At 70.7% G+C, this 13,385-nt stretch carries 13 protein-coding genes; 8 read left to right on the forward strand and 5 right to left on the reverse strand.

Features of this window, described 5'->3' with window-relative positions; translation table 11 throughout:
* The first annotated feature begins 256 nt into the window (after positions 1 to 256).
* Positions 257 to 2,170, forward strand: coding sequence for a propionate--CoA ligase (locus D7X96_RS08145; RefSeq protein WP_121769410.1), 1,914 nt, complete (start codon positions 257 to 259; stop codon positions 2,168 to 2,170).
* A 120-nt stretch (positions 2,171 to 2,290) separates the two neighbouring features.
* Here the strand turns inward: D7X96_RS08145 and D7X96_RS08150 are convergent, their stop codons facing one another.
* Positions 2,291 to 2,932, reverse strand: coding sequence for a TetR/AcrR family transcriptional regulator (locus D7X96_RS08150; RefSeq protein WP_167510812.1), 642 nt, complete (start codon positions 2,930 to 2,932; stop codon positions 2,291 to 2,293).
* A 128-nt stretch (positions 2,933 to 3,060) separates the two neighbouring features.
* Here D7X96_RS08150 and trhA point away from each other — a divergent pair, with 128 nt between their 5' ends.
* The 4 genes from trhA (at position 3,061) to D7X96_RS08170 (ending at position 6,615) form a co-directional block, all read left to right on the forward strand.
* Positions 3,061 to 3,717, forward strand: coding sequence for a PAQR family membrane homeostasis protein TrhA (trhA, locus tag D7X96_RS08155; RefSeq protein WP_167510813.1), 657 nt, complete (start codon positions 3,061 to 3,063; stop codon positions 3,715 to 3,717).
* 133 nt (positions 3,718 to 3,850) lie between these two features.
* Complete coding sequence (locus D7X96_RS08160) at positions 3,851 to 4,072, forward strand: zinc-binding dehydrogenase (protein WP_233609433.1); 222 nt, start codon at positions 3,851 to 3,853, stop codon at positions 4,070 to 4,072.
* A 130-nt stretch (positions 4,073 to 4,202) separates the two neighbouring features.
* Complete coding sequence (gene poxB, locus D7X96_RS08165; RefSeq protein ID WP_121769411.1) at positions 4,203 to 5,939, forward strand: ubiquinone-dependent pyruvate dehydrogenase; 1,737 nt, start codon at positions 4,203 to 4,205, stop codon at positions 5,937 to 5,939.
* A gap of 214 nt (positions 5,940 to 6,153) precedes the next feature.
* The gene (locus tag D7X96_RS08170) at positions 6,154 to 6,615 is read left to right on the forward strand and encodes a DoxX family membrane protein (RefSeq protein WP_121769412.1); all 462 of its coding nucleotides are present in this window, start codon (positions 6,154 to 6,156) and stop codon (positions 6,613 to 6,615) included.
* A 116-nt stretch (positions 6,616 to 6,731) separates the two neighbouring features.
* On the opposite strand, the gene D7X96_RS08175 is transcribed toward D7X96_RS08170, so the two are convergent.
* Positions 6,732 to 8,210 carry a S28 family serine protease gene (locus D7X96_RS08175; protein WP_121769413.1) on the reverse strand — a complete coding sequence of 493 codons (1,479 nt, stop codon included), beginning with the start codon at positions 8,208 to 8,210 and terminating at the stop codon, positions 6,732 to 6,734.
* Positions 8,211 to 8,308: 98 nt separating this feature from the next.
* Here D7X96_RS08175 and D7X96_RS08180 point away from each other — a divergent pair, with 98 nt between their 5' ends.
* Positions 8,309 to 9,322: a zinc-dependent alcohol dehydrogenase family protein gene (locus tag D7X96_RS08180; RefSeq protein ID WP_120546058.1), complete on the forward strand. Its 1,014-nt coding sequence runs from the start codon at positions 8,309 to 8,311 to the stop codon at positions 9,320 to 9,322.
* Here the strand turns inward: D7X96_RS08180 and D7X96_RS08185 are convergent.
* On the reverse strand, positions 9,309 to 9,710 hold the full coding sequence (locus D7X96_RS08185; RefSeq protein ID WP_120546057.1) for a TonB family protein: 402 nt from the start codon (positions 9,708 to 9,710) through the stop codon (positions 9,309 to 9,311). The two genes, D7X96_RS08180 and D7X96_RS08185, sit on opposite strands and share 14 nt — an antisense overlap.
* A gap of 20 nt (positions 9,711 to 9,730) precedes the next feature.
* Entirely contained in the window at positions 9,731 to 10,342 is a 612-nt protein-coding gene (locus tag D7X96_RS08190) for a DUF2378 family protein (protein ID WP_120546056.1), read from the reverse strand.
* A gap of 177 nt (positions 10,343 to 10,519) precedes the next feature.
* Between D7X96_RS08190 and D7X96_RS08195 the strand changes: the two genes are divergently transcribed.
* Entirely contained in the window at positions 10,520 to 12,118 is a 1,599-nt protein-coding gene (locus D7X96_RS08195) for a sigma 54-interacting transcriptional regulator (protein WP_121769414.1), read from the forward strand.
* A 67-nt stretch (positions 12,119 to 12,185) separates the two neighbouring features.
* On the forward strand, positions 12,186 to 12,689 hold the full coding sequence (locus D7X96_RS08200; protein ID WP_147442594.1) for a hypothetical protein: 504 nt from the start codon (positions 12,186 to 12,188) through the stop codon (positions 12,687 to 12,689).
* Between the two features lie 15 nt (positions 12,690 to 12,704).
* Here D7X96_RS08200 and D7X96_RS08205 read toward each other — a convergent pair whose 3' ends face one another.
* Complete coding sequence (locus D7X96_RS08205) at positions 12,705 to 13,334, reverse strand: TetR family transcriptional regulator (protein WP_121769415.1); 630 nt, start codon at positions 13,332 to 13,334, stop codon at positions 12,705 to 12,707.
* Positions 13,335 to 13,385 lie beyond the last annotated feature (51 nt).

The raw sequence follows: 13,385 nt of genomic DNA on the forward strand, positions 1-13,385 counted from the left end.
CGCTACTCGCCCAGCGCCGGCCGGAGCTGGCCGCTGTTGATGGCCAGGGACAGGTTGCGCTCCATCGCCTCCACCTCTTCGCGCGGGCCGGCGTTGAGGGCCTGGTGGAAGCGGCGGTGATCATCGTCCGTCCAGCGGCCCCGTGAGTGTGAGCTCCTTCAGTCAACGTCTGAAGGGGTTACGCCGGGGAGCGCGGTTATTTCCGCGTGGCTTTTCGGTATCGTCCGGGGACATCCCCTTCGTCAGGAGCGTCCGCATGGGCAGCTATCTGGACTTCTACCGCCGCTCCATTGAAGCGCCGGAGGCGTTCTGGGCGGAGCAGGCGCGCCTCATCGACTGGGAGCGGCCGTTCGACGCCGTGCTGGACGGCTCGCGGCCGCCCTTCGCGAAGTGGTTCGCCGGCGGGCGCACCAACCTGTGCCACAACGCCGTGGACCGGCACCTGGCCACCCGCGCGGAGCAGCTGGCGCTCGTCTTCGAGTCCACGGAAACGGACCAGCGCCGCACGTACACCTATGCGCGGCTGCACGCGGAGGTGAACCGGACGGCGGCCATGCTGCGCTCGCTGGGCGTGAAGCGCGGTGACCGCGTCATCATCTACATGCCCATGGTGCCCGAGGCCGTCTTCGTGCTGCTCGCCTGCACGCGGCTGGGGGCCATCCACTCCGTGGTGTTCGGCGGCTTCGCGGCGCACAGCCTGGCCATGCGCATCGACGACGCGAAGCCCGTCCTGCTGGTGACGGCGGACGCGGGCATGCGCGCGGGCCGCGTCGTCCCCTACAAGCCGCTGGTGGATGAGGCCCTCACGCTCGCGAAGCATCCGCCCGCGCGCGTGCTGGTGCTGGACCGGGGGCTCGTCCCCAACAGCCCCGTCACCCCGGGGCGCGACGTGGACTTCGCCACGCTGGGCCGCGAGCACGAAGGGGCCCAGGTGCCGGTGGAGTGGCTGGAGTCCTCCGAGCCCAGCTACATCCTCTACACGTCCGGCACCACCGGGAAGCCGAAAGGCGTCCAGCGCGACACGGGCGGCCAAGCGGTGGCGCTGGCCGCGTCCATGCGCCACATCTACACGGGCCAGCCTGGCGAGGTGATGTTCACCGCCTCCGACATCGGCTGGGTGGTGGGGCACTCGTACATCGTCTATGGCCCGCTGTTGAACGGCATGACGACGGTGCTCTACGAAGGGCTGCCCATCCGGCCGGATGCCGCCGTCTGGTGGAGGCTCATCGAGCAGTACCAGGTGAGCGTGATGTTCACGTCGCCCACCGCCATCCGCATCCTGAAGAAGCAGGACGCGGCGTTCCTGAAGCGCCACGACACGTCCAGCCTGCGCTACCTGTTCCTCGCGGGAGAGCCGCTGGACGCGCCCACGCACGCGTGGATTTCAGACGCGCTGCCGTCCACGCAGGTGTTGGACAACTACTGGCAGACGGAGACGGGCTGGCCCATCCTGGGACCCGTCCCCGGCGTGGAGCCGCGCAAGCGCAAGCTGGGCTCACCGGGCGCGGCCATCTACGGCTACCGCGTGAAGCTGGTGGACGGGCTGAGCGGCGAGGAGGTCGCGGCGCCGAACCAGAAGGGCGTGCTGGTGATTGAGCCGCCGCTGCCGCCGGGCTGCCTGTCCACGGTGTGGGGCGACGACGCGCGCTTCGTGTCCACGTACTTCGAAAGCTTCGACACGCCCCTCTACAACACCTTCGACTGGGCCACGCGCGACGAGGACGGGGACTACTTCATCCTGGGCCGCACGGACGACGTCATCAACGTGGCGGGTCACCGGCTGGGCACGCGTGAGATTGAGGAGGCCATCAGCGGCCACCCGGCCATCGCGGAGGTGGCGGTGGTGGGCGTGAAGGACGAACTCAAGGGCCAGGTGGTGATGGCCTTCGCCGTGCCCAGGGACCCCGCGCGCCTGCAACGCGAGGAGGACCGGGACGCGCTCTCACGCGAGGTGATGGACACGGTGGGCCGGACGCTGGGCGCCGTGGCCCGCCCCGCGGCGGTGTACGTGGTGGCGAACCTGCCCAAGACGCGCTCCGGGAAGCTGCTTCGCAGAAGCATCCAGGCCGTGGCGGAGGACCGCGAGCCGGGAGACCTCACCACCATCGAGGACCCCGGCGCGCTGGAGGGCATCCAGGCCGCGCTCAAGGCGCGGCCTTCGAAGGCTTGAAGCGGAAGGGAAAAACCCGGCGCGGCCCCAGGGCCGTGGAGGCCGCGCCGGCCTTGCGACGATGGGTGACGGATGCGCAGGGAAGACCCGGGTTCCCGTGAAGCGGCCACCGCGGGAGGTTCAGCCCTTCCGCGGCTTCGCTTCGCGCTTCACACCGGGTGCTGCCGGGTCCCTGGGCAGGTGCCTCAATCCCATCCATCCGAGCGCCGCGACATGGCGGGCCACGTTCTCCGTGGAGAAGGCCTTGCCCTCCGCGGCCCACCAGTGGCCCACCTGCGTCACCATGCCCACCAGCGCGTTGGCGTAGATGGGCGCCACCTTGGGCGGGTAGCCGGCGCGCTCGAACTCGCTGCGGAAGACGTCGCTCACGCGCTGGGCCAGGTCGTCGATGACGCGCGTCAGCCCACGCCGCGCCGCCGCCGTGGGCGAGTCCCGCGTGAGCACCGCGAAGCCCGCCGGCTCCTCCTTCACGTACGCCATGAACGCCAGCACCGCGTCCTCGAAGCGCTGCCGGGGCGTGCCCTGCGCGATGCTCGCGGACACGCGCGTCACCAGGTCCTCCAGCTCCCGGTCCACGATGGCCGCGTACAGCCCCTCCTTCGCGCCGAAGTGTTCGTAGACAATGGGCTTGGACACGCCTGCCTGATGGGCAACCTCTTCAATCGAGGTCGCCTCGTAGCCCTTCGAGGCGAAGACCGACCGGCCAATCTCCATCAACTGGATCCGGCGTTCCGCGCCCGTGAGCCGCTGTTTCTTCTTCAAGTTGACCTCGAACCTACCCGACAGTAACTTACTGAATCGAAACCTACCGTACCGTAGGTAGAACCAGGAACCGGCACCGTCATGAAATGCTTCGCTTCAAGATGTGTCGAGTCCACTGCGGAGCGCGGATGAGCGCGGCGGTGCCGGGCATGGAGAAGCCGAAGCTGCGGGGCGTGCTGCACCAGTGGGCGGCGCCGTTCGCGGTGGGGGCGGGCGTGGTGCTGGTGGCCATGGCGCCCACGCAGCGCACGTCGGTGGCGTCCGCGCTGTACGCGCTGAGCCTGGTGGGGCTGTTCACCATCAGCGCGACGTACCACCGGGTGAACTGGTCGCCGAAGGCCCGCGCGTGGATGCGCCGGGCGGACCACGCGGCCATCTTCCTGCTCATCGCGGGGACGTACACGCCGGTCATCCTGCTGGGGTTGCCGCCCGAGGTGGGCAACCCGCTGATGGCGTGGCTCTATGCAGGCGCGCTGCTGGGCATCCTGCAGTCGCTGTTCTGGGTGGGCGCGCCCAAGTGGGTGACGGCGGCGCTGGCCATCGGGGTGGGGTGGACGATGATGCCGTACTTCGGCGACGTCTTCCGCGCGGTGGGCCCGGCCGCGACCGTGCTCATCATCGCCGGAGGCCTGGCGTACACGCTGGGGGCGCTCGCGTATGCCTTCAAGCGGCCCAACCCCCTGCCCGGCGTCTTCGGCTACCACGAAGTGTTCCACGCGATGACGCTGGTGGGCGCGGCGCTGCACTTCGCGCTGGTGCTGCGCATGGTGCGCGCGGCGGGGTAGGGCGCGGCTCTTTAGCCGTCGTAGGTCTTGTGCCGGGCCACGGTTCCCTTTTCGTGCGTATGGGCGGAAATCCGGCGATGAGGTCTTCTACGCGGGCTCCATCGCGAGGCCCGGCACGGGCTCCGAGCTGCACGTGCACTGGGAGCTGATGTTCACGCGCGCGCTCTACGACGCGGATCCGCTCTCCCAGCAGCGGCTGCTGGACACGGTGGCGGACCTGGTGGAGGCGGGGACGCTGCGGACCACGATGACCCAGGACTTCGGGCCGCTCACGGCCGCGAACCTCCGGCGCGCGCACGCGGCGGTGGAGACGGGCCGCACGCTGGGCAAGATCGTCCTCAGCGGCTTTCCCTGAGCGCTCCCGCTGGGGCTTCGGGTGGCCGTGAGGATGACCCGCCCGGCGGGGGTGGCCCTTGCCTGCACGGCCGGTCGCGAGCCAGCGGGACGGTGCACATCTTCGCCCCGGGTGAAGGGAGCGATGGCGCATGAAGAAGACGGTGGCGGACCAGTTCGTGGAGGTCCTCGCGCTCGCGGGGGTGAAGCGCATCTATGGGGTGGTGGGCGACAGCCTCAACGCCCTCACCGAATCGCTTCGCCGGCGCGGCGACATCGAATGGGTGCCCATGCGCAACGAGGAGGCCGCCGCCTTCGCCGCGGGCGCGGAGGCGCACCTCACCGGGCAGCTCGCCGTGTGCGCGGGGAGCTGCGGCCCCGGCAACCTGCACCTCATCAACGGCCTGTATGACTGCCACCGCAGCCGGGCGCCGGTGCTGGCCATCGCCGCGCAGATTCCCTCCATGGAGCTGGGCACCGGCTACTTCCAGGAGACCCATCCCGAGTCCCTCTTCAAGGAATGCAGCCACTACTGCGAGCTGGTCTCCGGCCCCAACCAGATGCAGCGCACGGCGGAGATCGCCGTCCGCAACGCGGTGGGCAAGGGCGGCGTGGCCGTGGTGGTGCTCCCCGGCGACATCGCCATGCAGAAGGCGGAGGACGCGCGCGCCCCCACGCCGGAGTCGCTGCGCCCCTCCCAGTCCCAGCTGATGCCCGCCTCCGAACAGGTGGAGCAGATGGCCGCGCTGCTCAACCGCGGCGGACGCGTGACGCTGCTGTGCGGCGCGGGCTGCGAAGGCGCGAGCGCCCAGGTGGTGGAGCTGGCGAAGCGGCTCCAGGCGCCCGTCGTCTCCGCGCTCCGGGGCAAGGAGTTCCTGGAGAAGGACAACCCCCACTTCGTCGGGCTCACGGGGCTCATCGGCTACGCGTCCGGATACTGGGCGATGATCGACTGCGACGTGCTCCTGATGCTGGGCACGGACTTCCCCTACCGGCAGTTCTATCCAGACAGCGCCGACACCCGCATCATCCAGGTGGACGTGCGCGCGGAGAACATCGGCAAGCGCACGCGCGTGGACCTGGGCGTGGTGGGCAGCGTGTCCGCCACCGTCCAGGCGCTGCTGCCCCGCATCGAGCCGAAGCGCGACGCGAAGCACCTGGAGCAGGCGCTCGCGCACTACCGCAAGACGCGCGAGGAATTGGATTCGCTGGGGCAGGGCACCGTGGGCCGCAAGCCCATCCACCCGCCGCAGGTGGCCCGCGCGTTCGACCTCCAGGCGGCGGACGACGCCATCTTCACCTGCGACGTGGGCCTGCCCACGGTGTGGGCCGCGCGCTACGCGACCATGAGGGGCGGCCGGCGGCTGGTGGGGTCCTTCAACCACGGCTCCATGGCCAGTGCGCTCGCGCAGGCCATTGGCGCGCAGAAGGCCTTCCCGGAACGGCAGGTCATCGCCTTCTCCGGCGACGGCGGCTTCACGATGTTGATGGGGGACTTCCTCGGCCTGGTGCAGCTGGGGCTGCCCATCAAGGTCGTGGTGTTCAACAACAGCTCGCTGGGCTTCGTGGCCATGGAGCAGCAGGTGGGCGGCATGCTCGACACGGGCACGGCGCTCCAGAACCCGAACTTCGCCGCGCTGGCGGAGGCCGTGGGCGTCAAGGGCCTGCGCGTGGAGGACCCGGGGCAGGTGGATGAGGCCGTCCAGCTGGCGCTCGCGACGCCGGGCCCCGTGCTGGTGGACGCCGTGGTCAGCAAGGCGGAGCTGGTGATGCCTCCCCGCATCACCGCATCCATGGCCGCGGGCTTCACCCTGTTCGGCATCAAGGCCCTGCTCAACGGCCGCACCACCGAGGTGCTGGAGCTGGCGCGCACCAACCTCTGGCGCTGAAAACCCCCTGGCCTTCCCAGGGGGGTGATGTCCCTCCACCTGACCGCGGAGCCTTCCGCGGCGCTACGTACCAGGTGCTGCGGCTGCGCGGCCGGGCGTACGGCCATGTAGGCGGGCTGCCTCACCGCTAAAAAGCGCGGGGCCTGTCGATTCATAGGGGCCTGATTCGACGTGGGGTAGAAGGCCCGCGATTTTCGACTGAACGGAGCACGCCATGGACGCCACCCTCTCTTCCTCCACCGCCGTGGAGGCCACCCCGAAGAAGAAGTCACTTGCCCGCTTCGCGCCGACGGCGGCCCGCGTCTTCATGGGGCTGGTGTTCTTCGTCTTTGGCCTGAACGGCTTCCTGGAGTTCATTCCCATGCCCAAGGACCTGGACCCGGCGGACCCGGCGGTGGCCTTTGGCGTCGCGATGAAGGCAACGGGCTTCCTGTTCGCGCTGGTGAAGGGCACGGAGACGGTGGTGGGCCTGCTGCTGCTGGCCAACCGCTTCGTCCCGCTGGCGCTGGCGCTCATCGCGCCGGTCATCGTGAACATCTTCCTGACGCACGCCTTCCTGGCGCCGTCAGGCCTGGGCATGGCGGTGATGCTCCTGGCGGCGGAGCTCTTCCTCGCCTGGTCCTACCGGGCGGCGTACCGCCCGATGCTCGCGATGAAGGTCAACCCAGGCTCTTGAGGCCGATGACGAAGCGGTACTTCACGTCGCCCTTCTCCAGCCGCGCCCAGGTGTCACCCGCGTTCCGCGCCTTCCTCGACGTGGCCCGCGAGGTGACGGCCGGAAGGGCGTGAGGCTCAGTCGCGCGGCGGGCCGCGGCGGCGGTCCACCACGCCCGTGGTGAACGGCAGCTCCGTGGAGGCCTTCGTGCTCTGGACGCGCAGGCTCATGGCCCCGGCGCTCTCCGCGGGCAGCCCCGCCCAGGTGCGCAGCCGCTCCAGCGCCAGGGCCTGATCCGCCTCCGGCAGCGCCTGGATGTAGGAGCCGTGGTTGCCGCCCGGCTGGAAGAACCGGTACGAGTCGTTGCGCGCGCTCACGCTGAACGCGCCCGTGGACCACGGGTCGTTCTCTCCGTAGACGAGCAGGATGCGCTCGCCGAACGCCTTCACCCAGCCCTCCACGAGCGGCATGGCGAACGGGTTGAAGGGATACGGCCGCATGTCGAAGGGCACGAGCGCCCGCGGGGTGTAGCCCCCGGGATAGCGCTGCACGCCGCGCAGGTGGCTCTCGTCGGAGTCGTAGCTGCCCAGCTGCGTGGCCGCCTGGAAGTCGTAGGGCGCGTAGTAGTCCAGGTCGGCGTCGCTCGTGTACGTGATGCCGACGACCTCATCCATGAAGTCCACCAGCGCCTGCGCGGGGCCCCCCGGCGGCGGAATCACGTCGCACAACGACGCGTCGCCGTACTGCCAGAACGCGAAGGGCAGCTCGACCGTGACGAACTCCATCGCCTTGTCCACGCCCAGGAAATTGTAGGTCCGGCCATACGCCGCGCCCGTCGCCTGGAACAGGGGCTCCACCTCCGCGCGCCGCGCCAGCGCCTCGCGCTGGAAGGTCTTGATGCGCTCACGGCACGCGGGCGTGCCCAGCTTGCTCAGGAACTTCACGTAGCGCGGGTCCTGCGGGCCGTGGCTGTTGGGCGCCACGTAGGCCACGGTCGCGTCCACGTCGCGTGGGAAGAAGGCCCGGTGGTAGAGCGACGTCATGCCGCCCTTGCTGGCGCCGGTGCTGATCCACTTGCCCGGGAAGAGCGGCTTGAAGGCCTGGACGACGCGGTGGTGGTCCGCCGCCGCCTGTTCGATGCTGAGCAGCTTCCAGTCCGCGGGCTGCGGGATGGAGGGCGTGAAGAAGCGGTGCTCCACCAGCAGCTGGTTGCTCTGTAGCAGGTAGGTGGGCTCGAACTGGGCCGGGGACGTGCTGATGCCGTAGCCGGTGCTGGCCAGCACCATGGGCAGCTCCGCGCTCCGGTAGAGCAGCGTCATCCGCTGCTGGAAGCGCGTGCCGTTGGGCTTCAGGTGGTCCGCCGGCTGGTCATGGTTCAGCACGAAGAACCGCACGCCCGGCGCCGGCGCGGGCCGCTCCTGCACCACCGTGAGGCCGGGAATCGCCTGCAATCGCGCCAGGATGTCCGGCGCCGCGTCCTGTGTCTGGGATTGCGCCTGGACGCCCGGCGCGCTCGGGGGAACGGACTCGTTGGACAGCTCACTGCCGCCGCAGGCCTGGAGCCCCCATGCCAGCGCACACGCCAGCACCGCGGGACGACCGAAGAAACGTGACATGGGTGAAGCCCTCCTTGTTTGAAAGACAGAACGAACATGCCGTTCATGTATTTCAAGCGAAGGACTTCCCAGGTGCGCCGGGCGTAAGGTCTGGCCCCATGAACGTCTATGAGATTCGCGGAAGCTTCGGTCTGGACAACCTGGTGCGCGCGGAGCGGCCGGACCCCGTGCCCGGACCCTTCCAGGTGCGCGTGCGGGTGAAGGCCACGAGCCTCAACTCGCGCGACCTGATGATGGTGGAGGGGCGCTACAACCCGCGCCAGAAGCTGCCGCTGGTGCCCAACTCGGACGGCGCGGGCGTGGTGGACGCGGTGGGGCCGGGCGTCACCCGCGTGAAGCCTGGCGACCGGGTGATGACGCTGTTCGCGCAAGGGTGGCAGGCCGGTGAGCCCACGAAGGCCATCACCGCCACCACGCTGGGCGGACCGCTGGACGGCGCGCTCGCGGACACGATGCTCCTGCACGAGGACGGCGTGGTGCCCACGCCCGCGTACCTCACCGACGAGGAGGCCGCCACGCTGCCGTGCGCGGCGGTGACGGCGTGGAGCGCGCTCGTCACCCAGGGAGCGCTCAAGGCCGGGGACACGGTGCTCGTGCAGGGCACGGGCGGCGTGTCCATCTTCGCGCTGCAGATTGCCCGGCTGTTCGGCGCGCACGTCATCGCCACGTCCAGCCGCGACGACAAGCTGGAGCGGGCCCTGAAGCTGGGCGCGCAGGAGGGCATCAACTACGTCACCACGCCGGACTGGGAGAAGGCGGCGCGCACGCTCACCGGCGGCGTGGGCGTGGACCACGTGGTGGAGGTGGGCGGCTCGGGGACGTTCGAGAAGTCACTCAAGGCGCTGCGCGTGGGCGGCACCGTGTCCGTCATCGGCGTGCTGTCCGGCGGCGCGGGCTCCGTGTCCCTGGTCCCCATCCTGATGCAGAACCTGCGCGTGCAGGGCGTGTTCGTGGGGCACCGTCAGTCCTTCGAGGCGATGGCGCGCGCGTTCACGCTCAATGACCTCCACCCCGTGGTGGACCGCGTGTTCCCCTTCCCGGAAGCGCGCGCCGCCTTCGAGCACATGAAGCAGGGCGCGCACTTCGGGAAGATTGTCATCAAGGTGAGCTGACCCACGCGAAGTGGAAGTGGGCCTCCACCGTGGCGGTGGTGGTGCTCCTGGGCAGGGCCGGGAAGGGCGCTGCCTTCTTCACCGCGGCCAGCGCGGCGGCGTCCCAGGCCTTGGAGCCGGACTCCGTGAGGACGGCGCTGGAGACCAGCTTGCCGTCCTTGTCGAGCACGGCCTGGACGATGGTCTTCTTGCCCAGGGCCGGCGTGCCCTTGGGGCCCGGCTGCTTCCAGGCCTTCGCCACGCGCTGGAAGGCCTGCTGCTGGTAGGCGGGGCTGTCCACCGAGCCCTGGAAGTAGGTCTGCAGCTGAGGACTGCCGCTCGCGGCCAGGGCCCCGGAAGACAGGGCCAGCGCGAGCACCACCACGGCGGTTTTCGGGAAGCGGAGCATGGGCCGAATATAGGGCCCGCTCAGCTCCTCGGCTGGGGGCTGCGGGGCGGCAGGGGCTTCGTTTCGGGCGGCTTGCCCGCGCCCTTCTCCGGCTGCCAGGACAGGTCGTACACGGCCGCGTCGCCCGCCGCGCGCATCAGCACCACGGAGGCGCCGTGCGCGCCGCTCATCTCCAGGCCGGCGGTGAACAGGCCCCGGTAGAAGCCGGCCACCACCACCGGGCGGCAGGTGAGCACGTAGCGCGTGGGGCCCGTCTGCTCCAGCCGCGCCTCCAGGTAGTTGGTGCCCGTGCGCAGGTTGCGCGTCATCCGCTCCAGCATCCGGTGCGGGCCCAGCAGCCGCACCCCGGCCAGGAGCGCGCTGCCGATGAGCGTGGCCCCGTAGCCCTCCAGGAAGCGCCGGCCCACCACCTCCGCGCCGTCGTCCAGCGTGGCCGAGGGCGCGAGCACGGACGCCGCCAGCTTCAGCGACCCCACCCACACGTCCAGGGGATAGGCCACCGCCAGCTTCCCGCGCGGGTCGATGCCGACGTCGCGCAGCCGCCGCGCGCACGGTTCGTCCAGGTGGTCACCCAGGGCGCGAATCAGCCCTTCGAAGCTCTGCTGGAAGACGAGGCGTTCGGGGGTCGGCATGCCCTCCCACGCTACCCGTGTGGGCGGGGCGGCCTCAACCCGGCGGACTCCCAGGACTCAAGAAGTCCGCGCGAAAGTGTCCGAAAACGCAGTGCGGCACGCGGTCCGGCGGGTCGGCCGACGCGGCTCGACGCGTCGAAGAGGGGCGCGGGAGCGGGTGCGGTAGGGTCGTGGGCCATGCCGCACGACCCTCTCGCCGACATCTCCACGGCCGCGATGCAGGACCGAGGCGCCTCCCGGGGGGCTCCGCGGGTCGTGCCCGCGCTGACGGTGGTGTCCCATCCGGTGCCCCGGCGCGTGGGGGACCGGCGGCTGCTGGACGCGCTGGTGGCGGGGCGTCCGGTGGCCCTGTCCCGCAATGCCCCGGACTTCGCTCCGCCGGGCAGCTCGCTGGGGCTGCCGCTGGCGGATCCGTTCGTGAGCCGCAAGCCGCTGGAGCTCTCCGCGCTGCCGGGCGGAGGCGTGCGGCTGACGGTGCCGGAGGACGGCACGCACGTGGTCGCGGCGGGCGCTCCGCTCCAGGGTGCCCGGGACTTCGGGCCGCCGGAGCTGAAGGACGGCGTGGCGCTGGAGCTGTCGGGCCGCGTGGTGCTGCTGCTGCACGCGGTGGAGCTGGACGGCCCTGTCGCGGCGGACACGCTGGGCATGGTGGGCGAGAGCGCGGGCCTGCGGCGGCTGCGCGGGCACATCGCGCGGGTGGCGGACCTGGACGTGTCGGTGCTCATCCGGGGCGAGACGGGCACGGGCAAGGAGCTGGTGGCGCAGGCCATCCACCGGCTGTCCCCGCGCGGGGCCGGGCGCTTCGTCAGCGTCAACCTGGGCGCCATCCCCAAGGAGCTGGCGGCGGCGGAGCTGTTCGGTTCGCGCAAGGGCGCGTACTCCGGGGCCACGCAGGACCGCGAGGGCTTCTTCCGCGCCGCGCACGGCGGCACCCTGTTCCTGGACGAGGTGGGCGAGGCGCCGCCGGAGGTGCAGGTGATGCTCCTGCGCGTGCTGGAGACGGGGGAGCTGTACCCCGTGGGCGCCAGCCAGCCGGTGAAGGTGGACGTGCGGCTCATCGCCGCGACGGACGCGCACCTGGAGGAGCAGATCCGCGACGGGCGCTTCAAGGCGCCGCTGCTGCACCGGCTGGCGGGCTACGACCTGCGCGTGCCCGCGCTGCGCGAGCGGCGCGAGGACGTGGGCCGGCTCTTCTTCCACTTCGCGCGCGAGGAGCTGGCGGCGCTGGGCGAGGCGGCGCGGCTGGACTCGGAGGATCCGCACGCGGAGCCGTGGCTGCCCGCGCCGCTGGCGTCACGGCTGGTGCGCTCGGCGTGGCCGGGCAACATCCGGCAGCTGCGCAACCTGACGCGGCAGCTCGTGATTGGGAGCCGGGGGCAGGCGCGGCTGCAGGCGGACTCGCAGCTGGATGAGCTGCTGGGAGTGTCCGTGTCCGCCGTGGCTCCGGTTCGAGCAGAAGCGGCTCCGGAAGCGGCGGTGCCCCGGCGCAAGGCCTCGCAGGTGACGGAGGCGGAGCTGCTGACCGCGCTGCGCGCGAACGCGTGGGACCTGAAGGCCACGGCGGACGCGCTGGGCATTCCGCGCCCGTCCGTCTACGACCTCATCGAGCGCAGCCCGAACCTGCGCACCGCCGGGGACCTGGGCGCGGAGGAAATCACCCGCTGCTTCGAGGCCTGTGGCGGCGACCTGGACGCGATGGCGCGCACGCTGGAGGTGTCGAAGCGCGCGCTGGGGCGGCGGTTGAAGGAGCTGGGGCTGGTGGCGAAAGGGACGTGAGCCTGCGTGCGTGGCACGCTTGCTGCTGAGTCGCGTCGTCCGTCCTCATCCCCCTGGAGGGTTCCCCATGCGAAGCCGCGTTCTCTTGTCCCTGTGCATCTCCGGACTGCTGCTGGCCTGTGCCCGCGGTGCTGCCCGTTCCACTCCTTCCGAAGCCGCGCTGTCCGACGATGGGCCGGTGTCCCCCTGCAATCAGGAGCCGACACGCCTCGACACCGACGTCCAGGTATTCATCACCGCCAGCCCGGCCAACAAGGTGCACTTCAGCACCACGGACGTGAAGGTGGGGGCCGGGCAGACGGTGCAATTCGTGTCCCAGGTGAATCAGGACCGGTGCATCGTCGTGGCTGACGCGGGGCTGCTCGCGAGCGGTTCGCAGAACCCCCTGACGGTGGCCGCGTGTGGGACCGCCTCGTGGACGCTGCTCGCCACGGATAAGAGCAAGGATGAAACGGCGCTCTGGTCCTGCCCGACGACGAGTGACGGCGGCTGCTCCCACTGCGCTGATGCCCAGAGCATCCGGGAGACCATCAACGGCAAGCTGGAGGTCACCAGCGGAGGAGGGGTCTGACGCGCGGGCCACCCGTCAGGGCTTGCGAGCACTGGCGGTCTTCGCGGGCTTGCGTGGCGGCTCGGCCGGGGCCCCGGGGCCGGTCCTCGCGGTGACGGCCCGGAGCTCATCGAGTCCAAGCTGGATGTGCCGTGAGAGGTCCTGCGCCTTGGGGTCCTCGAGCCAGCGCTCGAACGCGACCTTGAAGACGGCGATGCCCGCCTCGCCGGCCAGGCTCGCCGCGGGCTCGGTGACGCCGCGCTTTCGCAGGGCGGCCGCGGAGGCCGAGGCGAGCGAGGCCAGCTTGATCAGCTCGCGCTCCCGCAGCTCCGCGTGCACGGCGAGGAGCGACTGTCTCGCCCGCGCGTGGTCACGGCGGTCCTTGAAGAAGGGAGTCATCGACTCCAGGGCGGCGGCGACCGCGTCGAGCGGCGCGGTCCCCGGGGGCGTGTCCGCGATGCAGGTGACGATGCGCTCATGGAGCGCTTCCGAGCCCCCGAACAGGACCTCCTTCTTGTCCGCGAAGTAGCGGAAGAAGGTCCGCTCCGTGAGCCCCGCGCGCGCGGCGATCTCCTCCACCGTCGTCCGGTCGTACCCGTTCTCCTGGAACAGGGTCATCGCGGCCTGTGCAAGCCGGTCTCGTGCGTTGGGTTCCCAGCGTCCCATGCGCTGGAGTCTAACCTGATTGCAGTCACTGACATCACTTGTTATGCCTGA

The organism is Corallococcus interemptor (assembly GCF_003668875.1).
GTDB lineage: Bacteria > Myxococcota > Myxococcia > Myxococcales > Myxococcaceae > Corallococcus > Corallococcus interemptor.

Bases quoted from the DNA above. Each gene is read 5' to 3' on its own strand.
- D7X96_RS08145 (WP_121769410.1), top strand. From the start codon at position 257: ATGGGCAGCTATCTGGACTTCTACCGCCGCTCCATTGAAGCGCCGGAG.
- trhA (WP_167510813.1), top strand. From the start codon at position 3,061: ATGAGCGCGGCGGTGCCGGGCATGGAGAAGCCGAAGCTGCGGGGCGTG.
- poxB (WP_121769411.1), top strand. From the start codon at position 4,203: ATGAAGAAGACGGTGGCGGACCAGTTCGTGGAGGTCCTCGCGCTCGCG.
- D7X96_RS08170 (WP_121769412.1), top strand. From the start codon at position 6,154: ATGGACGCCACCCTCTCTTCCTCCACCGCCGTGGAGGCCACCCCGAAG.
- D7X96_RS08175 (WP_121769413.1), bottom strand. From the start codon at position 8,210: ATGTCACGTTTCTTCGGTCGTCCCGCGGTGCTGGCGTGTGCGCTGGCA.
- D7X96_RS08180 (WP_120546058.1), top strand. From the start codon at position 8,309: ATGAACGTCTATGAGATTCGCGGAAGCTTCGGTCTGGACAACCTGGTG.
- D7X96_RS08185 (WP_120546057.1), bottom strand. From the start codon at position 9,710: ATGCTCCGCTTCCCGAAAACCGCCGTGGTGGTGCTCGCGCTGGCCCTG.
- D7X96_RS08190 (WP_120546056.1), bottom strand. From the start codon at position 10,342: ATGCCGACCCCCGAACGCCTCGTCTTCCAGCAGAGCTTCGAAGGGCTG.
- D7X96_RS08195 (WP_121769414.1), top strand. From the start codon at position 10,520: ATGCCGCACGACCCTCTCGCCGACATCTCCACGGCCGCGATGCAGGAC.
- D7X96_RS08200 (WP_147442594.1), top strand. From the start codon at position 12,186: ATGCGAAGCCGCGTTCTCTTGTCCCTGTGCATCTCCGGACTGCTGCTG.
- D7X96_RS08205 (WP_121769415.1), bottom strand. From the start codon at position 13,334: ATGGGACGCTGGGAACCCAACGCACGAGACCGGCTTGCACAGGCCGCG.